Below are 19,816 nucleotides of genomic sequence, written 5' to 3'. Positions count from 1 at the left end.
CTCACCTATTTCTTCACGCTAAAACCGTTGGCATAGCCCGCCGGATCGCTGCCGTCCCAGCGCACGCCGTCGATCAGCACGCTGCTGCGCATCTCGCCGTCCGGCAGCGGGACATTGCCTACCGCGGCGGCGGCCTGCTTATAGATATCAATCCGATTGACCTTTCTGGCGACGGCCAGATAATCCGGATCGTCCGTCAGCAGGCCCCAGCGCTTATGCTGGGTCAGAAACCACATGCCATCGGACAGATAGGGATAGTTCACCGACCCGTCGTGGTAGAAACGCATCGCATGTTCGTCCTGCCAGCTTTTTCCCAGACCGTTTTCATACTGGCCCAGCATCCGGCCGACGATGGTTGCCTCTTTGGTATTGATGTAGGCGCGCCCCGCCACCACGCCGGCGGTTTCACGCCGATTGTCGTCGGAGGCATCAATCCAGCGCGACGCTTCCAGAATGGCGGCCGTCAGCGCGCGGGCGCTGTTCGGATTGGCATCGACCCAGTCGGCGCGCGTGCCGAGCACTTTTTCCGGATGATCGGGCCAGATATCCTGCGACGTGGCGACGGTAAACCCGAGCTTGTCGCTGATGGCGCGCTGGTTCCAGGGTTCGCCGACGCAATAGCCGACCATATTGCCGATCTTCATATTCATCACCATCTGCGGCGGCGGCACCACCACCGTGCGGACATCGTTCAGCGGATGAATGCCCGCGGAGGCCAGCCAGTAATAGAGCCACATGGCGTGGGTGCCGGTGGGGAACGTCTGGGCGAAGGTGTAGGTGCCCGCCGGACTGGCGGCGATATATTTTTGCAGCGCGCTCAGATCGGTGACGCCGCTTTCGCGTAGCTGATTGGCCAGCGTGATGCCCTGTCCGTTCTGGTTGAGCGTCATAAGCGCCGCCATGTCGCTCTGCGCACCGGATAATCCCATTTGCAGGCCGTATAGCTGGCCGTACAGGATATGCGCGGCATCCAGTTCGCCGGATACCAGCTTATCGCGCACCGCCGCCCAACTGGCTTCCTTGCTGGGGATAATGCGAATGCCGTATTTCTTGTCGAAGCCTTTTATCGCGGCCATCACCACCGATGCGCAGTCCGTCAGGGGAATGAAGCCCACGCGGATTTCCTTTTTCTCCGGCGCGTCGGAGCCGGCGGCCCAGGCGCTGTTCATCAACCCCGGCAGCATAAAACCGCCGCACAACGCCGCACCGCCCAGTAAAAACTGACGACGGGAAACCGTCATGCCCTTCGTTTTGGAATCATTCATTCACGACACCTTTCAGCCGATCGCCGTTTCCGGCGGTCAAAAAACAAAACGGCGTCCATAAGCCCATGCAAAAGATGCACGCTTATGGACGCCGTTATCCGATTAACCTGCAACAAACCGCCGTTGGCTTATCACCGGTTAATGATGTTGATGAGTTACTGTCAGTTTTAAAGCAAAGCCTGTGCCAGAAGTTATATTTCTGGGCGTGATGGTGAAGAATGGGCTGGTTGTAACCCCACCCCGGCCCTCCCTTCGCCTGTCGCTTAGTCACATTTACTGTTAACGATATATGTAAGCTCAGTGTTATTTCGTGCGCGAAAAGATAAGGTATTTTTATGCCACGTCGAAGCACGCGCCCGACTCAGGGCGCTCAAGCGCCGCAGCCCTGAGAACCCTGGCTTCCGGCTGAAATTATGCCGCTTCGCGGTGCCTTCGGAATGGGAGGTCTCCTGTCGAACCTCCATTGACGCGCTCCCGGCGCGGCACTGGCTTTCGCCGCGTCCATGCGGCTCATTCGGGAGACCTCCCATTCCTCAGCATAATTTTTTACGCCGACCAAAAGCAAAAAACAAAGATCCAAGACCAGAATACACATGGCCGCTAAAGATTCTTTGGATTTGTATATAAGAGACAGCCCTTCGCAGGGGCGAGATTAGCGCTTCGCCCTGGCAAAGTGCCGGGAGGGCTGAAGACAAAACACAGCGAGGATACATCGCCCTTTGCACCGCCGCCGGGCAAATCACGCACCCTTTGTGTGCATATGGCGCCTACGGCGTATCCTGGAAAACGTCGGCCACCGCCAGCATCGCCGTGGCGATTTCAATCAATTTTTTATTTTGATTCATCGCCATCTTGCGCAGGGTTTTGTACGCCTCTTCCTCGCTTAAACCGCGATGCTGCATCAGCAGACTTTTTGCCCGGTCGATATGTTTTCTTTCGTTCAGCGTATCGCGCAACGCCGCCAGTTCGTGATCCAACGCCTGTAAACGCCGCGACTGCCGTTGTACCAAAGAGAGCAGCGAACGCCCGAGCTGAGGGCGGACGCCATCGCTGTTCAGCCAGCCGTGCGACGCGCTTTGCCCGTCCGACGCCGCCCTCGCCATATCATGGCCGGCAATAAATACCGAATATCCCGGATCGTCGTTTTCCGTCGGCGACATCAGGCTTTCTATGTCCGCCAGTTGCTCGCTATTCGCCTGCTCGGCGGCGGCGATGCGATCGCGGCAAAGCTGCATCAGCGTCTGCTCCAGACGGTCTTCCAGCCGTTTCATTTCATCAATACGCTGCGTGGCGATGGCAAACCAGCGCAGGCTGCCCTCGTCTTCCCCCTTTTCCATGCCGCCGCGGGTGCAGGCGATACGGCGCAGACGTTCAAACTCGCTATCCGTCGTCATCCGTAACCAGCGCTGCCGGTTTTGATCATCGGCGAAATCCGCAAAGGTGGCGAAGCACCGCTCCTGCCGTTCGATCAGATCCAGCAACTTTTGCCGCGTATCCTCATTGAAGACGCCGGAGGCAAAGGCGGCCGCGCCGATCGCCCGCTCCTGGCCGGCGAATTCCTTACCCTGCATAAAGCTGAACATGGCGATCAGCGCCCGCGAAATCACCGGCTCCGCCGCCGTATCGGAGACCTCGAACACCAGCGAGAGCAGGTTGCGGATAATGTCGTTAAAAAAGGTCATGGCCTGCGGCAGCGGCAATATTCGCTGGCGAATGTCCTGACGCAGTGACGGCAGCAGGCTCAGCGCATAGACCACGCTGGCGGCCCGGCTGAACAAACGGCTGGCCTGCGGCAAATCGGCCGTCATGCCTTCCAGGCGATCCAGATGCGCCATCAGCGGTTCCTGGGCCCGCGCCACTTCCTGTTCCCTGAGCCTTAACTCGTCGGCAAACAGCCGGCCGTCAGAGCAGAGGAACAGGTTGGATGTGCCGCGCTCGCGTTGCAGCATATGCACCAGTTGACTGATCTTTCCCACCAATTCGCCGCTTTGCAGCAAATAGCGCAGGCTATTCAACTCGCACTGACGCGAGGCAAGCAAGAAACGGATCGTTGTTGAAGGGTCTGCCGCCATCGTTCTCACTCCCGAAATATCACTGGCGGAAAGATGCAATTAACACGCCAGCGACAAAGATGGTCCGATACGTTTAAATATTTACAGGAAAGGGGTGATATCCCCGGTGCCTTCACGGACAATCTGCGGGGAGGAGTCGGTTAAATCGATAACCGTCGTGGGCTGCTGGCCGAGAAAGCCGCCGTGAATCACCAGATCGACCAGTTTTCCCAACCTTTCCTGAATTTCTTCCGGGTCGGATTCGGCAAAATCATTGCCCGGCAGCATCAAGGTGGTCGACATCAGCGGTTCGTTCAGCGCGGCCAATAACGAGAGCGCGATGGGATTGGAGGGAACGCGCAGGCCGATGGTTTTCCGTTTTTCGTTCATCAGGCGGCGCGGCACTTCTTTCGTGGCCTTGAGGATAAAGGTGTAGTTGCCCGGCGTATTATTTTTGATCAACCGGAACGCCGCATTATCGACGTAGGCATAGGTGGACAGCTCGGACAGATCGCGGCACACCAGCGTAAAATTGTGGTTGCTGTCCAGATCGCGGATACGACAGATACGCTCCATCGCATTTTTGTCGCCCAACATGCATCCCAGCGCGTAGCCGGAATCGGTGGGATAGACAATCACCCCGCCCTTATGCAGAAAATCCACCGCTTGTTTGATAAGCCTGGGCTGTGGATTCTGCGGATGAATATAGAAAAACTGACTCATGACACGACCTCTTGCATCTGCAATACGGGAGAAAACACCGCCTCTCCCGCCTAATCGGCAACGCCATTATTTTATGCCGGCAGGCGTTACCGTGATATTCAGTAAATTATTGCGCCAACGCCCTGTGATGCCACACCGGCTCCACGTCGGCGGGCAGCCACAGCTTGCGCCCCAGTTCAATCCAGGCGCACGGCTGATGAAAATCCGACCCCTGCGACCCCAATAAGCCAAACTCTCTGGCGTAGCGGGCAAGCTGCGTGCGTTCATCCGGCGCCTGCTGGCATTGCGCCACCTCCATGGCGACGCCGCCGTGATCCGCAAACGCGGTCAACAGACGTTTCAGCCATTTGGCGGTCAAATCATAACGTCCGGGATGCGCCAATACCGCCACGCCGCCAGATTGATGAATAGCATCAATCGCTTGCTTTATTGTACACCACTGCGGCGGGACGTATCCGGTTTTCCCTTTTGCCAGATATTTTTTAAACACCTGATTGATATTCGGCGCTGCGCCTTGTTCCACCAGAAAGCGGGCGAAATGACCGCGGGTGATCTGCCCGCCGGTCGCCAGGCGGCTGGCGCCGGCCAGCGCATCGGGAATGCGCGCTTTTTCAAGCCGGATGGCGATTTGCTCCGCTCGCGCCAGCCGGGATTGCGCCTGTTGCCGTAAAAGCGAACAGAGGGCCGGGTGTCCAATATCCATGCCCAGCCCCACTATATGAATTTCATGGTTTTCCCACTGGGTGGAAATCTCCACGCCGGGAATCAGCCGTAACGGCAGCGACTGGTCATCAATCGCCCGTTGAGCGGCGGCCAGTCCGTCGGTGGTATCGTGATCGGTGATGGCCAGAATGCCGACCCGCATCGCCGCCGCACGGGTCACCAGTTCGCCGGGGGTCAGCAACCCATCCGAGGCGGTGGTGTGGCTATGCAGATCGTAAAGCGCGAAAGACGATGGCGTTTGAAGTTCTTGTGGCACAAATAGTGTCCCGTTGCTGGCTGAGTTCATGGCTTGAGCGCGCTATGATGCCACCAACGCCGCCGAAATAGTAACGAAGTTCCAGTCCATCCGGGTTAACGCACGCCCAGCATGCGTTTTGCGCGCACCGATAAAATAATGTTATTCCTGTTGTTGACTTTCAAACCGCGAACTAGTTTACTAGTACGCAGTTCAGCATACCGATAGCGAGATGATGATAATGGCGATGCAAAACACGATGAAACTTGGCTGGTGGCGCTCTTCCCTTTGGCGGGTGGAGTAATCACGCATAGCTATTGTCATTACATGCAGATTTCCCCAGGCCCGCTTACCCAGCGGGCTTTTTTATGGGCAAAAAAACAATACAGGTAACAATAATGCATATAACACCACCAAAACTGGCGCTGCTGCGTACCGAGGCCGTCTACCGCAACGACCCCAGCGCGATATTTCACCAGCTTTGCGGCGCCAGACCCGCCACGCTGCTGCTGGAGTCGGCCGAAATCGACAGTAAACAAAATCTGAAAAGTCTGTTGATTATCGACAGCGCGCTGCGCGTTACCGCTCTCGGTCAGCAGGTTTCCATTCAGGCGCTGACGGCCAACGGCGCGAATTTGCTGCCGCTGCTGGATAAGGCCCTCCCGCCGGAGGTGATGGTGGAATCCCGCCCCAATGGCCGCGAATTGACCTTTCCGCCGGTCGATAACCAGCAGGACGAAGACTCCCGTTTGCGCTCGTTATCCGTATTTGACGCCCTGCGCAGCATCCTGACGCTGGTTGAATGCCCGGCGGATGAACGCGAAGCGATGTTTTTGGGCGGCCTGTTTGCCTACGATCTGGTCGCCGGTTTTGAAGCCTTACCCGCGCTGAGCCAGCAGCAACGCTGCCCGGATTTCTGCTTTTACCTGGCGGAAACGCTGCTGATACTCGATCATCAGCGGCAGGCCACGGTTCTTCAGGCCAGCCTCTTTACGCCGGACGGCGCGGAGCGGCAGCGGCTGCAACAGCGCCTGACGCAGCTGCGACAGCAGTTGGAACAACCGGCGCCGGCGCTGCCGCATCAGTCCATCGACAGCATGGCGCTCGACTGTAACCAGAGCGATGAGGCATTCGGCGAGGTCGTCAGTCAGATGCAGCAGGCCATTCGCCTCGGCGAGATCTTTCAGGTCGTCCCGTCGCGCCGCTTTTCCCTGCCTTGCCCCTCGCCGCTGGCGGCCTACCAAACCCTGAAGGACAATAATCCCAGCCCTTATATGTTTTTTATGCAGGATCAGGACTTCACGCTGTTTGGCGCCTCGCCGGAAAGCTCGCTGAAATACGACGCCGACAGCCGTCAGATTCAAATCTATCCCATCGCCGGCACCCGCCCGCGCGGACGCCGCGCCGACGGCACGCTGGATCGCGATCTCGACAGCCGTATCGAGCTGGAAATGCGCACCGACCATAAAGAGATGTCCGAGCATCTGATGCTGGTCGATCTGGCGCGCAACGATCTGGCGCGCATCTGTAAGCCCGGCAGCCGCTATGTGGCCGATTTAACCCAGGTCGACCGTTACTCTTTCGTGATGCATCTGGTCTCCCGCGTGGTGGGTACCCTGCGGGAAGATTTGGACGTACTGCACGCTTATTGCGCCTGCATGAATATGGGAACGCTGAGCGGCGCGCCGAAAGTGCGCGCCATGCAGCTGATTGCCGACAGTGAAAAAACGCGGCGCGGCAGCTATGGCGGCGCGGTGGGCTACTTCACCGCCCACGGCGATCTGGATACCTGCATCGTCATCCGCTCCGCCTACGTTGAAGACGGCATCGCCACGGTTCAGGCCGGCGCCGGCGTAGTGCTGGATTCCGATCCGCAGGCGGAAGCCGATGAAACAAGAAATAAAGCGCGGGCCGTTCTGCGGGCCATCGCCAGTGCGCATAACGCGAAGGAGCTGTTCTAATGGCTGATATCCTACTGCTCGATAATATCGACTCATTCACCTACAATCTGGTGGATCAACTGCGCGCCAGCGGGCATCAGGTGGTGGTTTACCGTAACCATCTGCCGGGCGGCGCCATTATTCAGCGTTTAAAGAACATGGAAAGACCGGTGCTGATGCTCTCTCCCGGTCCGGGAACCCCGGCCGCGGCCGGCTGTATGCCGGAGCTGCTGCGCAGCCTGCGCGGTCAACTGCCGATTATCGGCATCTGCCTGGGACATCAGGCGATTGTGGAAGCCTATGGCGGCCATGTGGGCCAGGCGGGTGAAATTCTGCATGGCAAAGCGTCCATCATCGATCATGACGGGCAGGCGATGTTCGCCGGGCTGCCCCATCCGTTGCCGGTGGCGCGCTATCACTCGCTGGTGGGCAGCAAGATCCCGGCGGCGCTGACCGTTAACGCCCATTTTAATGACATGGTGATGGCGGTTCGCCACGATGCCGACCGCGTTTGCGGCTTCCAGTTTCATCCCGAATCCATTTTAACCACCCACGGCGCGCGTCTGCTCGAACAGACGCTGGACTGGGCATTGGCATAGTAAAGGACTAAATCATGCAAAATATTCTTGAGAAATTATATCAGGCTGAAATCCTCGACCGGCAGGAGAGCCAGGCGCTGTTCGGCGCCGTCGTGCGCGGCGAGTTGGAAAACAGCCAGTTGGCGGCGGCGCTGATCGCCATGAAAGTTCGCGGCGAACGCCCGGAAGAAATTGCCGGCGCGGCAACGGCCCTGCTGGAGGATGCCCAGCCGTTCCGCCGTCCCGACTACCCGTTTGCCGATATCGTCGGCACCGGCGGCGACGGCACCAACAGCATCAATATTTCCACCGCCAGCGCCTTTGTGGCGGCCGGTTGCGGACTAAAAATCGCCAAGCACGGCAACCGCGGCGTTTCCAGCCGCTCGGGATCGTCCGACCTGCTGGCCGCGTTCGGCATCCGGCTTGATCTGCCCGCGGAACAGGCCCGTCAGGCATTGGATGACCTGGGCGTCTGTTTTTTATTCGCCCCGCAGTATCATCCCGGCTTTCGTCATGCGGTGCCGGTGCGCCAGCAGCTGAAAACCCGTACGCTGTTTAACGTGCTGGGGCCGTTGGTTAACCCGGCGCGTCCCCCGCTGGCGCTGATTGGCGTTTATAGCCCCGAACTGGTGCTCCCTATCGCCGAAACCCTGAAGGTGCTGGGCTATCGGCGCGCGGCGGTGGTGCACGGCGGCGGGATGGACGAGGTCGCCATTCATGCGCCGACGCAAATCGCCGAGCTGCGCGACGGCGATATTGCAACCTACCAACTGACGCACCAGGACTTCGGTCTGGACAGCTACCCGCTCTCCGCGTTACAGGGCGGTTCGCCGGAAGAAAACCGTGATATTCTGGCCGCCCTGCTGCAAGGTAAGGGAGAACCGGCGCACAACGCCGCCGTGGCCGCCAACGTGGCGGTGCTGCTGAAGCTGTTCGGGCAGGAAGATTTGCGTCACAACGCGCAGCAGGCGTTAGCGGTAATTCATAGCGGACAGGCCTACCAACGCGTCACCGCGCTGGCCGCCAGAGGATAAAGCAGTTATGCAGGAAACCATTCTGAACCAAATAGTACGTGATAAAACCATATGGGTCGCGGCACGCCAGCAGCAACAGCCGCTGTCTACTTTTCGCCACCAGGTGACGCCCAGCCAGCGGGATTTTTATCAGGCCCTGCGGCAGAACAGGCCGGCGTTTATTCTGGAGTGTAAAAAAGCCTCCCCTTCAAAAGGATTGATTCGCGACGATTTCGATCCGGTGAAAATCGCCGAGACCTATAAAGACTACGCCTCGGCCATTTCGGTACTGACAGACGAAAAATATTTTCAGGGCGACTTCGCTTTTCTGCCGCAGGTCAGCGCGGCGGTTCATCAGCCGGTGCTGTGTAAAGACTTTATCATTTCGGAGTATCAGATCTATCTGGCGCGCTATTACCAGGCCGACGCCATTCTGCTGATGCTATCCGTTTTGGACGATAGTCAATATCGCCAGCTGTCCGCCGTCGCCCATAGCCTGAAGCTGGGGGTCCTGACCGAGGCCAGCAACGAGGAAGAGCTGCAGCGCGCGATCCAACTGGAGGCGCGCGTGGTGGGCATCAATAACCGCGACCTGCGCGATCTCTCCATCGATCTCGACCGTACCCGCCGGCTGGCGCCGCGCCTGCCGGAGGGCGTTACCGTTATCTGCGAGTCGGGGATTCACCGTCATGCGCAGATCCGCGAACTGAGCCGCTTTGCCGACGGTTTTCTCATCGGCAGTTCATTGATGTCCGAACCGGACCTGACGCTGGCGGTGCGCCGCGTTATCCTGGGGGAAAACAAAGTCTGCGGCCTGACCCGCGCCGCAGACGCCCAGGCGGCCTATCAGGCCGGCGCCGTCTACGGCGGTCTGATTTTCGTCGACGCCTCGCCGCGCCGCGTCACGCTTGAGCAGGCCGCCGGCGTTATCGACGGCGCGCCGCTGCGCTATGTCGGCGTGTTCCGCAATGCGCCGGTCGAACGTATCGTCGATACGGCCAAACAGTTGCGTCTGGCGGCGGTGCAGTTGCACGGCGACGAAGATGCGCTCACCGTGACTGAATTACGCCAACGGCTGCCCGCCGACTGCCAAATCTGGAAGGCGCTGAGCATCGCCGGCGATATGCCGCAAAGGGATCTGCCGCATATCGATCGCTATGTGCTGGATAACGCCCAGGGCGGCAGCGGCCGAACCTTTGACTGGTCGCTGCTCCAGGGCCAGAATCTGGACAACGTGCTATTGGCCGGCGGTTTGAATGCGGACAACTGCGGGCAGGCCGCCCAACTGGGGTGCGCCGGACTGGACTTCAACTCCGGGGTGGAAAGTCAGCCCGGCCAAAAAGATCCGCAGCGAATCGCGGCTGTTTTTCAGGCGTTACGGACGCTATAACCCCCTTGTTCCGTAAGCGCACTACGCCATTTAAAATCGATAGAAGACAGGAATATTATGACTTTACTTAATCCGTACTTTGGCGAATTCGGCGGGCAGTATGTGCCGCAGATCCTTGTCCCGGCCCTGCGCCAACTGGAAGAAGCCTTTGTCGGCGCGCAGCAGGATCCCGGGTTTCAGGCCGAATTTACCGATCTGCTGAAAAACTATGCCGGACGCCCCACCGCGCTGACCCTGTGTAAAAACCTGACCAAGGGCACGCGCACCAAGCTGTACCTGAAGCGTGAAGACTTGCTGCACGGCGGCGCGCACAAAACCAACCAGGTGCTGGGACAGGCGCTGCTGGCCCAGCGGATGGGGAAAAGCGAGATTATCGCCGAAACCGGCGCCGGCCAACACGGCGTCGCCACCGCGCTGGCCTGCGCCCTGCTGGGATTGAAATGCCGCATCTATATGGGCGCCAAGGACGTTGAACGCCAGTCCCCCAACGTATTCCGTATGCGCCTGATGGGCGCCGAAGTCATCCCGGTTCACAGCGGCTCCGCCACCCTGAAAGACGCCTGCAACGAAGCGCTGCGCGACTGGTCCGGCAGCTATGAGAAGGCGCATTACCTGCTGGGCACGGCGGCGGGTCCGCATCCCTTCCCCACCATCGTGCGCGAGTTTCAGCGCATGATCGGCGAAGAAATAAAAACCCAGATGCTGGAAAGAGAAGGCCGACTGCCCGATGCGCTACTGGCGTGCGTGGGCGGCGGCTCCAACTCCATCGGTATGTTCGCCGACTTTATCGATGACAGCGCCGTCCGCCTGATCGGCGTCGAACCCGCCGGGCTGGGGATTGAAACCGGGCAACACGGCGCGCCGCTCAAGCACGGACGCGTCGGCATCTACTTCGGCATGAAGTCGCCGATGATGCAGACCGCGGACGGGCAGATCGAAGAATCCTATTCGATTTCAGCCGGCCTGGACTTCCCGTCCGTCGGCCCTCAGCACGCCTATCTGAACAGCATCGGCCGGGCCGACTATGTGTCTATTACCGATGACGAAGCGCTGGAGGCGTTTAAGGAACTCTCCCGCCATGAAGGCATTATCCCGGCGCTGGAGTCCTCCCACGCGCTGGCCTATGCGCTGAAAATGATCAAGCAGGAACCGCAGAAAGAGCAGATTCTGGTGGTCAACCTGTCCGGCCGCGGCGATAAAGACATATTTACCGTTCACGATATTCTGAAAGCTCGGGGAGAAATTTAATGGAGCGCTATCAACACCTGTTCAAACGTCTGGCCGACAATAAAGAAGGCGCATTCGTCCCCTTTGTCACGCTGGGCGACCCGTCGCCCGAGCAGTCGCTGAAAATCATTGATACCCTGATCGCCGCCGGCGCCGACGCGCTGGAGCTGGGTATCCCCTTTTCCGATCCGCTGGCAGATGGACCGACGATTCAGGATGCCACGCTGCGCGCATTCGCCGCCGGCGTCACCCCCGGCCACTGCTTTGAAATGCTTGCCGCCATCCGCCAGAAATACCCTGATATTCCCGTCGGCCTGCTGATGTATGCCAATCTGGTGTTCAGCAACGGCATTGACGAGTTTTATCAGCGTTGCGCCCGGGTCGGCGTTGACTCGGTGCTGGTCGCCGACGTTCCGGTTGAAGAGTCCGCCCCGTTCCGCGCCGCCGCCCAGCGCCACGGCATCGCGCCGATTTTTATCTGTCCGCCCAATGCGGATGACGACCTGCTGCGCGAAATTGCCTCCTACGGCCGCGGCTATACCTATTTATTGTCGCGTGCGGGGGTAACCGGCGCGGAAAAACGGGCGCAGCTGCCGCTTCATCATCTGATTGCCAAACTGCATGAATACCATGCGGCGCCGCCGTTGCAAGGATTCGGTATTTCAGAGCCCTCACAGGTACGGGAATCACTGGCCGCCGGCGCCGCCGGGGCGATCTCGGGTTCGGCGATCGTCAAGATTATCGAAAAAAATCAGCATCAGCCCGACGAAATGCTGGCGCAGCTCCACGCCTTCGTCAGCACAATGAAAGCGGCAACGCGTTCATAAGCATCCCGCCTTTCTTTTCGCGCCATAGCGGTTTTCATCTTCTCCGCTATGGCGCGTCAATTATTAAAAATAAAAAACTTGCAAATCCTATATTATTTCCAATAATTGTTAATTGTAAATATTAATTTCAATTTAAAATAATTTAATAACAATGGCGAATATTTTTTATTGAACCGCCGCTTATTTATCAATGCATAAAATAAAAAAATAAAACAGGATAAAAATCACAAAAAGTAAATTGCTTTTTAATTTTCTTGCTTTGCCGATCTTGTTCACATTACTTAAAAAAATAATAAATAGAATTGAACTGCTGAACAAAAGTGGCAGCTTATAATTAATAATTCTCTTTGACGCGGGAAAATAAAATGAAAATAAAAGTATTGGCGATGGTGATAACCTCTTTAATCAGCGTAAACTCTATGGCTGTGACGATTGATTATCGCCATGAAATGAAGGATACGAAAAATGCAAACCACCAGGATCGTTTACTGATATCCAACCGCTTTGCCAATGGTTTTGGTTTGTCTCTGGAAGGCAAATGGAAACAGCACGGCAATGACAGCACGCCCAATAAACCCTATAACGAAACGGTCAGCAACGGCACCGAGGTAACCGCCAGCTATCTGTATAAATTCGATAAGGTATTCGGCCTGGAAGGCGGCTTCAACATGGTGACGGACTCCGATACCAACAACTACCGCCCTTATATCAAAGGCACGGCCAATATCACTGATTCGCTGTACTACGGTCTGCGCTATCGTCCGTTCTACAAACGTTACAGCAATAACATCGGCGGCACGGCCCCTACCGATATGAAAGGCTATACCATCACCAGTACGCTGGGGTATAAACTGCCGGCCAACTTCACCATTGAATATGAGTTCGAATATAACAAGAATACCAAGGCCGGCGCGTTCGGTTATATTGCCGACCAGGAAAACGACAACATGACTCACGATCTGAAACTGTCGTATAAATGGGACAAAAACTGGACGCCTTATGTCCAACTGGCCAACGTTGAAGGAAGTAAAAACACCGACGAACGTCAGACTCGTTACCGTGCAGGCGTCCAGTACAACTTCTAATTATTCGTGAATTTGAACAATTAGCTTTATCATCAGAATAAAACTTTTCTCATTGATTGGTTATTTTCTGTCTGCAAAAACGGCGGAGTAAAATCCGCCGTTTTTTATTAAAACCAAGACAAAAGAATGGCAACGCCGCCAAGCGGCATTGCCATTTTATTAAAATCAGAAACGGTAGCCCACGCCAAACATAAACACCCAGGGATCCAAACGGGTGCTGACGCTTTGCTGTTCTCCTCCGGCTTTAAACTTCACCTCGGTGTCAATATCCATCCACCACAGCGAGGCGTTAATCAGCCAGTTTTTATCCAGGTTGTAATCCAGACCGGCCTGCGCCGCCAACCCCCAGGAATTTTTCAGACTCAGATCGCTTACCCCGGCCTCTTTTCCCCGCTGGTTGAATTTTTCATCATAAAACATGGTGTAATTTATGCCCACGCCGAGGTAAGGCCGCAGTTTGTCGGTCTTGTCGCCAAAATAATACTGCGCCACCAGCGACGGCGGCAGATGGCTGACTTCGGCAATGGTTCCGCCAAGACTGCTCAACCCCACGCGATGGGTAAACGGCGTCGCCGCCAATAGCTCCACGCCAATGTTGTCAGTCACCAGATAGCTGAACGTCAGACCCAACTGGGTATTATTGTCAACCTTGAACGAACCCAGGCTACCCAGCACATTGTCAGACCCTTCCACCGGGCGCACGGTTGCCGTGCCGCCACGAACAATGATGTCCCCCGCCTGATGAGCCTGAGCGAAGGCTGGCATAAGCGCTGCCGTCAGTAATACAAAAGACGCCTTTTTCATTATCCACTCCCTTTGTATGGTTTAATTTCGAGCGAAATATACCTTTATGGCACCATTCTTGTTTTAAGCCAGATCACATCTTTAAATACTTTTTCGCAAATTTCATTCCTTATCAAATTCACGCAACTCGTTAAAAACATATGAATTGATCTACATCAAAATAGCCAGAGAGGCATAAAATACGTTCAGGGGAAAAATGCCCTGCAAAGGGAGAATTTAAGCGGTAAATTTTTATCCGGACTACTATGATTCAATACCGGTTCAGGGCGGTGGGTAATCAATGAGTGATAACGTCTGCATGCACTGCGGCGCCTGTTGCGCCTATTTCAGAGTCTCTTTTTACTGGGCCGAGGCCGATGACGGCGGCGGCGTAGTGCCAGCTCTATTTACCGAACCGCTTTCGCCTTTTTTACGCTGTATGCAGGGTTCAAACAGCAAAAATCCCCGCTGCCGCGCGTTGCAGGGAGATATCGGCGAAAACGTAAGCTGTTCGATTTATGCCGACCGCCCCTCCCCGTGCCGTGAATTTATGCCGTCCGACGCAAACGGGCGGGTAAACGACGCCTGCGACCGCGCCCGGGCCCACTACGGGCTGGCGCCGCTGGCCGTCAAGACGGAAACGCCGCGGGCCGAAAGATAAGAAATGCGCGCGGCGCAGTATAGACGGGGTGCCACAGTCTGGCGTAACAGGTTACAATTGCAGGCTAAGTACCATTGGCCATCTTTTTTCAAGGAGCTTGCATGCCTATCACGGCTAACACTTTGTACCGTGACACAATGAATTTTACGCGTAATCAGTTCATCACCATTTTAATGATGTCACTGCTGACGGCGTTCATTACTGTCATCCTGAATCAGGCTTTCGCTCCCGGAAGTGAAGAATTGCAAACGCTGAACAACGCGGGCGGCGATCTCTCTTCCTCCGTCGAACTGGGCTTAATGGATTTGATACAGCAGATGACGCCGGAACAGCAAACCGTGCTGCTTAAAATGTCTGCCGCAGGCACCTTTTCCGCCTTGATCGGCAACGCTATTCTTACCGGCGGCATAATTATGCTGATTCAGACGGTGTCCGCCGGAAACCGCACCAGCGCGCTGCGGGCGATCGGCGCTTCGGCACCCGTTTTACCGCGTCTGTTTCTGCTGATCCTGCTCTGCACCCTGGTGATTCAACTCGGCATGCTGTTTCTGGTCATTCCGGGCGTGCTGTTGGCTATCGCCTTAAGCCTGTCCCCTGTGATTGCCGTCACCGAGAAACGCGGCGTAGTCAGTTCCATTAAAACCAGCGTAAAACTGGCTTACGCCAATTTGCGCGTCACGGCGCCGGCGGTGATCCTGTGGTTATTGACCAAAATCGCCATTCTGCTGCTGGTGACCAAGATCACGGTATTTTCCCCCACCGTGATGGCCGTGCTGTTGAACGGCCTGAGCAACCTGATATCCGCTATCCTGCTGGTTTATCTGTTTCGCCTGTATATGCTGCTGCGCGCGTGACGTATGGCGTGCCGCATACCCTGTGCGGCGCGCTTCTTCTGTTTATCCCGAAACCTGCCGTCAGTCGCGCCCAAGCGTAATTTTCTGCAAATTATTGTGATATCAAAGGAACAGTGCAGCACAATAAAGGATAATAGGATCAGTTATCAGATAACCGTGGGGTTATCGCCAATAAATATTAAGTGACGGATTGATATAATGAAGCAACTTCTTGATTTTCTTCCGCTGGTGGTTTTTTTTGTCTTTTACAAACTGTATGACATCTACGTGGCGTCAGGCGCTTTGATCGCCGCCACCGCGCTGGCGCTGATCGTTACCTGGGTGATTTACCGCAAAATAGAGAAGATGACGCTGGTGACCTTTGCCATGGTCGCCATTTTCGGTACGCTGACGTTGGTCTTCCATAACGATCAGTTTATCAAATGGAAAGTGACGATTATTTATACCCTGTTTGCGCTGGCGCTGCTGTTCAGCCAGTTCGTGATGAAGAAAACGCTGATCCAGCGCATGTTGGGTAAAGAGTTAACCTTGCCGCAGACCGTATGGGGAAAACTTAACTTCTCCTGGGCCATGTTCTTTCTGGTATGTGGATTGGTAAACATCTATATTGCCTTCTGGATGCCGCAAAGCGTTTGGGTTAACTTCAAGGTCTTTGGTTTGACAGGCGTTACCCTGCTGTTTACGTTGATCTGCGGCGTTTATATTTATCGGCATTTACCCGGGGATGGGGAAAAGTCGGAAGAAAATGGCGGCGAGCGCTAATGGATCACACGCCGGATAAAAACGGGCATGGCGTTATAACTCAACCTAACTGATTGATATCATAATGAGCAAAAAAGACGTGTTACCTCATGGCGAACTGGTACTTCGCACACTGGCAATGCCCGCAGACACCAACGCGAACGGGGATATTTTCGGCGGTTGGATCATGTCGCAGATGGATATGGGCGGCGCTATTTTGGCAAAAGAGATTGCGGAAGGTCGGGTGGTGACCGTCCGGGTGGACGGGATGTCGTTTCTGAAACCGGTGGCCGTGGGCGACGTGGTGTGCTGCTACGCACGCTGTGTGAGCACCGGGCGCAGCTCCATCAACGTCAATGTTGAAGTGTGGGTAAAAAAAGTGTCATCCGATCCGATCGGCCAGCGCTATCGTGCCACCGAGGCGTTGTTTACCTATGTCGCCGTTGATGAAGACGGCCGCTCGTGTGAATTGCCCATGGGCAAGAGTCATTTTACCCCAGGGGAAGCCTGACGAACTTTCGTGTTCGGACTCCACCCCAAACCCTCCCCTTCGCAGGGGAGGGATAAGGCTCCGCCTACTCCATCGCCGCCCCGCCGTCGATCCTGAAAACGATAGTTACCATCAGATCCTTGCCGGGTTTATTGGCTTCATAGCGCCATTTGCGCATCGCCTGTTTGATATCGCGCTCAAACATATTGCGCGGCTCCGCGGAAACCACCCGTACGTTCTCTACCCGGCCGGAACCATCTACGTCAAACTGCATTCTCACCCGGCCTTCAACCCGCAGTGAAAACGCCCGCGCCGGATACTGCGGCTGAGCGCGGCTGAGCGGCCGCGGTCCCGTTGACTGTGAACTCGCCACCGGCGCAGGCGCCTGTCTGACCGGCGCATTCTTCACATTTTGCGTTGGCTCTGTGCTGGTAAAAGGCGCCGGCGGCTGTTTTTCGACCGGCTTCTCGCGTTTGACCGGCTTCGGCTGCTCAACCTTCTTCACCGGTTTCGGCTTGGGTTTAGGCTGAGGCTTCGGTTCGGGAAGCGGTACGGGAACCGGCTCCGGAATCGGCTCTGGTTCCGGAACCGGTTCAGGCTCGGGAATCGGTTCCGGGGTCGGCTCCGGCTGTTTTACCGGTTCCGGCTCGGCGGGCGCGGGCTGGGCCGCAGGCGCCGCTTCAAACGCGGCCGGATTGACCATAACCACGCTGATCGGCTTGGATTCCGGGGGCAGTTCGACCGCGTTATTGAACGACGCGTACAGCAGACCGGCGATCAGCGAACCGTGAACACCAACGGAAAGTATAAATGGCCATGAATAACGGCGGGTCAGGAGAAACGTGTTTTGCGGCATAGTATTTCTTTATCCTCTGATACCGCCCAAGTTTAAATGCAAATAGCAATCATATTCAATAACAACCCGCCCAATTGTTAAAAAAAACCAGCGCGCAACCCTATTTATCTGGCAAATCAGCCTATTGCCTCCGCGGCCTCATCACGTATGATGAGTCCGTCCGTTTTTACTTTCCAACCTGCGAGGCCCATGATGTTGTACGTTATTTATGCTGAAGATATCGCCGATTCACTGGAGAAACGACTGGCGGCGCGCCCCGCGCACCTTGCCCGCCTGCAACAGCTACAGGATCAGGGGCGGCTGCTGACCGCGGGTCCTTTGCCGGCCGTCGACAGCGAAGATCCCGGCAAAGCCGGTTTTACCGGTTCGGTAATCATCGCCGAATTCCCTTCCCTGGAGGAGGCCAAGTCCTGGGCGGATGAAGATCCCTACGTTGCCGCCAACGTTTACCGGCAGGTAACGATAAAACCTTTCAAAAAGGCTTTTTAATTTCGCCTATCTCTCTCGGTCATGGCGGCGGCACCGGCCATGACCGTCCGCTTTCCCTTCCCGCCCAATAAAACCTGAAATATTCTAGTCATTTAACCATGCTAGGTTGACCTCTTTGCATCTGTAGAGAGTCATATCCTATGTTAACGTTCGCTACGCCGCGTTTGGGGATACTCACGGCTTACCGCCGTCGCCGGCTGGGCATCCTTTCGGGTTTACTGCTGGTCATCGGACTATTTTCCTTACTGCAGCTGATTTCGGTGGGAATGATTTCCCAAACCATAACCCAGGCAAGACAGGATATTTCCGCCAATGAAAACCTGAGTCAGCAGCAGGCATTGATGGATAAAACCAGAATGGCGGTCATGAACGCCAGCGACAAACTTAACCGCGCCGGAATTTACCTATTGGTCGATCGGGAAACGGGGTCGGTCGGCAGCTGGCACAGTTTGATGGCTGAGGCCGAAAGCTCATTAAAACAGGCGGAGGCCCATTATCAATTGCTGGATACCTTATCCGACGCGGCCGCCGTCGTTGAGCTGGACACTTTTGCCGAATTGAAAAAGAGTTATCAACAGCTCTATGCGGGATTGCTTGAGCTTGCGCAGGGCATCAAAGCCAGCAATCAAATTGATATTTTCTTTGCCGTTCCCATTCAGGCCTATCAAAACGATTTCGCCGAGAAATATTCGCGCTACCTGCAAGATAACGATACCCGGCAAAAACGCCACGGCCAGCAATTCCTGCGCTCCATCGACCGGGCGCATAGCGTTTTGATTATCGTTCTGGGACTGCTGCTGGGGATATCGGTGCTGGTGTGGAGTGGCGTCAACAAGGTTATTATCCGCCCGCTGGCGGGCATTATCGATCATCTGCGGCTTATTGCGGCGGGCGATCTCTCGCATACCGTCGAACCAGTGAAGCGCGGCACGCGTGAAATAGCCTTGCTGAATAACAGCGTTATTCAGATGCAAAGCGGTCTGGCGGCGTTGGTGAATCAGGTTCGGCAGAGCGTTGAAAGCATGGTGGACCAGGTTGATAAAGTGGCGGCCGACAACCGGACGCTGTCGCAGCAGGCAAACCGCCAATCCCACGAACTGAAAGCCACCACCGAGCATATCATTCAACTGAGCCAGCATCTGGAACAGCACACCCTGCGCACGCAGCAGGCCGGTCTGCACGCGCAAGACACCAGCAATATCGCCGCGCGGGGCGAGAGAATGATGAATGAGGTAAAAACGGCCATGTCCGATATTGCCGGCCGCACCCGGGAGATGACGGAGGCCATCGGCATGATTGAAAACGTGGCCTTCCAGACGCATATTCTGTCGTTGAATGCGGCTATCGAGGCCGCCCGCGCCGGGGAAATGGGCCGGGGATTCGCCGTCGTGGCGCGCGAAGTCGGCGCTCTGGCTGCGCAAAGCAGCCATTCAGCGCACAATATCAATATCTTAATCCGTGATTCGGACAATAGCGTCGAGACGGGGGCGCAGTTGGTCAGGGCGTTGAACGATCGTCTGCAGGAAATTATTCAGGCGGCGCAAGGCACCAGCACCTTTCTCAGTGAAATATCGGCACTATCAGACCAGCAGAACCAGAGTATCCATGAGGTCACCGGTCGTATCAGCACCTTGAACGATACCGTCCGCCAGAATGCGGGCCAGGTCGAGGCGACGGCGCTGACGTTTTTATCCCTGCTGGAGCAAACCGCGCGGCTCGACGCCGCCGTGTCGCGCTTTCTGCTGCCATCCGCCGCGCATCAATCGCAGGCGGACGCCGACGGCGGGCTGATACCGGCGTTACCCTGAAAAAAAGAGCGGTCGTATCAGGACGACCGCTCAGATTGCTGACGAACCCCACATTTTCCGTGGGGTTCTTGTTTTAT

17 protein-coding genes, 1 pseudogene and 1 other annotated feature are annotated in these 19,816 nt (G+C 56.1%); of the genes and pseudogenes, 12 read left to right on the top strand and 6 right to left on the bottom strand.

The features are described from left to right. Positions 1 to 5 precede the first annotated feature (5 nt). From DDT56_RS17425 to rnm, 4 genes are all read right to left on the bottom strand, one after another. On the bottom strand, positions 6 to 1,265 hold the full coding sequence (locus DDT56_RS17425; protein ID WP_136167693.1) for a CmpA/NrtA family ABC transporter substrate-binding protein: 1,260 nt from the start codon (positions 1,263 to 1,265) through the stop codon (positions 6 to 8). A gap of 767 nt (positions 1,266 to 2,032) precedes the next feature. Further along, the gene (locus tag DDT56_RS17420; protein WP_136167692.1) at positions 2,033 to 3,337 is read right to left on the bottom strand and encodes a nitrate regulatory protein; all 1,305 of its coding nucleotides are present in this window, start codon (positions 3,335 to 3,337) and stop codon (positions 2,033 to 2,035) included. An 81-nt stretch (positions 3,338 to 3,418) separates the two neighbouring features. Next, a complete protein-coding gene (locus DDT56_RS17415; RefSeq protein WP_136167691.1) occupies positions 3,419 to 4,039 on the bottom strand; it encodes an L-threonylcarbamoyladenylate synthase in 621 nt (206 codons plus the stop codon). 106 nt (positions 4,040 to 4,145) lie between these two features. Next, positions 4,146 to 5,048 carry an RNase RNM gene (gene rnm / locus DDT56_RS17410; RefSeq protein ID WP_246856808.1) on the bottom strand — a complete coding sequence of 301 codons (903 nt, stop codon included), beginning with the start codon at positions 5,046 to 5,048 and terminating at the stop codon, positions 4,146 to 4,148. A 214-nt stretch (positions 5,049 to 5,262) separates the two neighbouring features. Next, positions 5,263 to 5,367: a sequence feature (Trp leader region), on the top strand. A 28-nt stretch (positions 5,368 to 5,395) separates the two neighbouring features. On the opposite strand from rnm, the gene DDT56_RS17405 reads away from it, so the two are divergent. The 6 genes and pseudogenes from DDT56_RS17405 (at position 5,396) to DDT56_RS17375 (ending at position 13,057) form a co-directional block, all read left to right on the top strand. After that, positions 5,396 to 6,958, top strand: a complete 1,563-nt coding sequence (locus DDT56_RS17405; protein WP_136167689.1) for an anthranilate synthase component 1 — start codon at positions 5,396 to 5,398, stop codon at positions 6,956 to 6,958. Further along, a pseudogene (gene trpD / locus DDT56_RS24835) lies at positions 6,958 to 8,549 on the top strand (bifunctional anthranilate synthase glutamate amidotransferase component TrpG/anthranilate phosphoribosyltransferase TrpD). Before DDT56_RS17405 ends, trpD begins: the two are co-directional and overlap by 1 nt. A 7-nt stretch (positions 8,550 to 8,556) precedes the next feature. Then, positions 8,557 to 9,918, top strand: coding sequence for a bifunctional indole-3-glycerol-phosphate synthase TrpC/phosphoribosylanthranilate isomerase TrpF (gene trpCF, locus DDT56_RS17390; RefSeq protein WP_136167686.1), 1,362 nt, complete (start codon positions 8,557 to 8,559; stop codon positions 9,916 to 9,918). Positions 9,919 to 9,972: 54 nt separating this feature from the next. Continuing rightward, a complete protein-coding gene (gene trpB / locus DDT56_RS17385) occupies positions 9,973 to 11,166 on the top strand; it encodes a tryptophan synthase subunit beta (protein ID WP_210417045.1) in 1,194 nt (397 codons plus the stop codon). Next, positions 11,166 to 11,972 (top strand): tryptophan synthase subunit alpha, encoded by an 807-nt coding sequence (gene trpA, locus DDT56_RS17380; RefSeq protein ID WP_136167684.1) that lies wholly within the window; start codon positions 11,166 to 11,168, stop codon positions 11,970 to 11,972. Before trpB ends, trpA begins: the two co-directional genes overlap by 1 nt. Before the next feature lie 365 nt (positions 11,973 to 12,337). After that, positions 12,338 to 13,057: an oligogalacturonate-specific porin KdgM family protein gene (locus DDT56_RS17375; protein WP_136167683.1), complete on the top strand. Its 720-nt coding sequence runs from the start codon at positions 12,338 to 12,340 to the stop codon at positions 13,055 to 13,057. A gap of 165 nt (positions 13,058 to 13,222) precedes the next feature. Here DDT56_RS17375 and ompW read toward each other — a convergent pair whose 3' ends face one another. Then, on the bottom strand, positions 13,223 to 13,861 hold the full coding sequence (gene ompW, locus DDT56_RS17370; RefSeq protein WP_136167682.1) for an outer membrane protein OmpW: 639 nt from the start codon (positions 13,859 to 13,861) through the stop codon (positions 13,223 to 13,225). 280 nt (positions 13,862 to 14,141) lie between these two features. On the opposite strand from ompW, the gene DDT56_RS17365 reads away from it, so the two are divergent. From DDT56_RS17365 to yciA, 4 genes are all read left to right on the top strand, one after another. Continuing rightward, the gene (locus DDT56_RS17365) at positions 14,142 to 14,501 is read left to right on the top strand and encodes a YkgJ family cysteine cluster protein (RefSeq protein WP_136167681.1); all 360 of its coding nucleotides are present in this window, start codon (positions 14,142 to 14,144) and stop codon (positions 14,499 to 14,501) included. A 101-nt stretch (positions 14,502 to 14,602) separates the two neighbouring features. Continuing rightward, positions 14,603 to 15,355, top strand: coding sequence for a YciC family protein (locus DDT56_RS17360; protein ID WP_136167680.1), 753 nt, complete (start codon positions 14,603 to 14,605; stop codon positions 15,353 to 15,355). Between the two features lie 198 nt (positions 15,356 to 15,553). Continuing rightward, positions 15,554 to 16,117 carry a septation protein A gene (locus DDT56_RS17355; protein WP_136167679.1) on the top strand — a complete coding sequence of 188 codons (564 nt, stop codon included), beginning with the start codon at positions 15,554 to 15,556 and terminating at the stop codon, positions 16,115 to 16,117. A gap of 64 nt (positions 16,118 to 16,181) precedes the next feature. Further along, positions 16,182 to 16,607 (top strand): acyl-CoA thioester hydrolase YciA, encoded by a 426-nt coding sequence (gene yciA, locus DDT56_RS17350; RefSeq protein WP_136167678.1) that lies wholly within the window; start codon positions 16,182 to 16,184, stop codon positions 16,605 to 16,607. A 64-nt stretch (positions 16,608 to 16,671) separates the two neighbouring features. On the opposite strand, the gene tonB is transcribed toward yciA, so the two are convergent. Next, positions 16,672 to 17,442 carry a TonB system transport protein TonB gene (gene tonB / locus DDT56_RS17345; RefSeq protein WP_136167677.1) on the bottom strand — a complete coding sequence of 257 codons (771 nt, stop codon included), beginning with the start codon at positions 17,440 to 17,442 and terminating at the stop codon, positions 16,672 to 16,674. Between the two features lie 192 nt (positions 17,443 to 17,634). Here tonB and DDT56_RS17340 point away from each other — a divergent pair, with 192 nt between their 5' ends. Together DDT56_RS17340 and DDT56_RS17335 are read left to right on the top strand one after the other, a co-directional pair. After that, entirely contained in the window at positions 17,635 to 17,931 is a 297-nt protein-coding gene (locus tag DDT56_RS17340) for a YciI family protein (RefSeq protein ID WP_136167765.1), read from the top strand. Between the two features lie 140 nt (positions 17,932 to 18,071). Next, entirely contained in the window at positions 18,072 to 19,739 is a 1,668-nt protein-coding gene (locus DDT56_RS17335) for a methyl-accepting chemotaxis protein (protein WP_136167676.1), read from the top strand. Positions 19,740 to 19,816: the final 77 nt, after the last annotated feature.

It is taken from the genome of Brenneria corticis (genome assembly GCF_003115855.1).
Classification (GTDB): domain Bacteria; phylum Pseudomonadota; class Gammaproteobacteria; order Enterobacterales; family Enterobacteriaceae; genus Brenneria; species Brenneria corticis.
This window is presented reverse-complemented; position numbering and strand designations above follow the sequence as displayed.

Bases quoted from the DNA above. Each gene is read 5' to 3' on its own strand.
- DDT56_RS17425 (WP_136167693.1), bottom strand. From the start codon at position 1,265: ATGAATGATTCCAAAACGAAGGGCATGACGGTTTCCCGTCGTCAGTTT.
- DDT56_RS17420 (WP_136167692.1), bottom strand. From the start codon at position 3,337: ATGGCGGCAGACCCTTCAACAACGATCCGTTTCTTGCTTGCCTCGCGT.
- DDT56_RS17415 (WP_136167691.1), bottom strand. From the start codon at position 4,039: ATGAGTCAGTTTTTCTATATTCATCCGCAGAATCCACAGCCCAGGCTT.
- rnm (WP_246856808.1), bottom strand. From the start codon at position 5,048: ATGAACTCAGCCAGCAACGGGACACTATTTGTGCCACAAGAACTTCAA.
- DDT56_RS17405 (WP_136167689.1), top strand. From the start codon at position 5,396: ATGCATATAACACCACCAAAACTGGCGCTGCTGCGTACCGAGGCCGTC.
- trpCF (WP_136167686.1), top strand. From the start codon at position 8,557: ATGCAGGAAACCATTCTGAACCAAATAGTACGTGATAAAACCATATGG.
- trpA (WP_136167684.1), top strand. From the start codon at position 11,166: ATGGAGCGCTATCAACACCTGTTCAAACGTCTGGCCGACAATAAAGAA.
- DDT56_RS17375 (WP_136167683.1), top strand. From the start codon at position 12,338: ATGAAAATAAAAGTATTGGCGATGGTGATAACCTCTTTAATCAGCGTA.
- ompW (WP_136167682.1), bottom strand. From the start codon at position 13,861: ATGAAAAAGGCGTCTTTTGTATTACTGACGGCAGCGCTTATGCCAGCC.
- DDT56_RS17365 (WP_136167681.1), top strand. From the start codon at position 14,142: ATGAGTGATAACGTCTGCATGCACTGCGGCGCCTGTTGCGCCTATTTC.
- DDT56_RS17360 (WP_136167680.1), top strand. From the start codon at position 14,603: ATGCCTATCACGGCTAACACTTTGTACCGTGACACAATGAATTTTACG.
- DDT56_RS17355 (WP_136167679.1), top strand. From the start codon at position 15,554: ATGAAGCAACTTCTTGATTTTCTTCCGCTGGTGGTTTTTTTTGTCTTT.
- yciA (WP_136167678.1), top strand. From the start codon at position 16,182: ATGAGCAAAAAAGACGTGTTACCTCATGGCGAACTGGTACTTCGCACA.
- tonB (WP_136167677.1), bottom strand. From the start codon at position 17,442: ATGCCGCAAAACACGTTTCTCCTGACCCGCCGTTATTCATGGCCATTT.
- DDT56_RS17340 (WP_136167765.1), top strand. From the start codon at position 17,635: ATGTTGTACGTTATTTATGCTGAAGATATCGCCGATTCACTGGAGAAA.
- DDT56_RS17335 (WP_136167676.1), top strand. From the start codon at position 18,072: ATGTTAACGTTCGCTACGCCGCGTTTGGGGATACTCACGGCTTACCGC.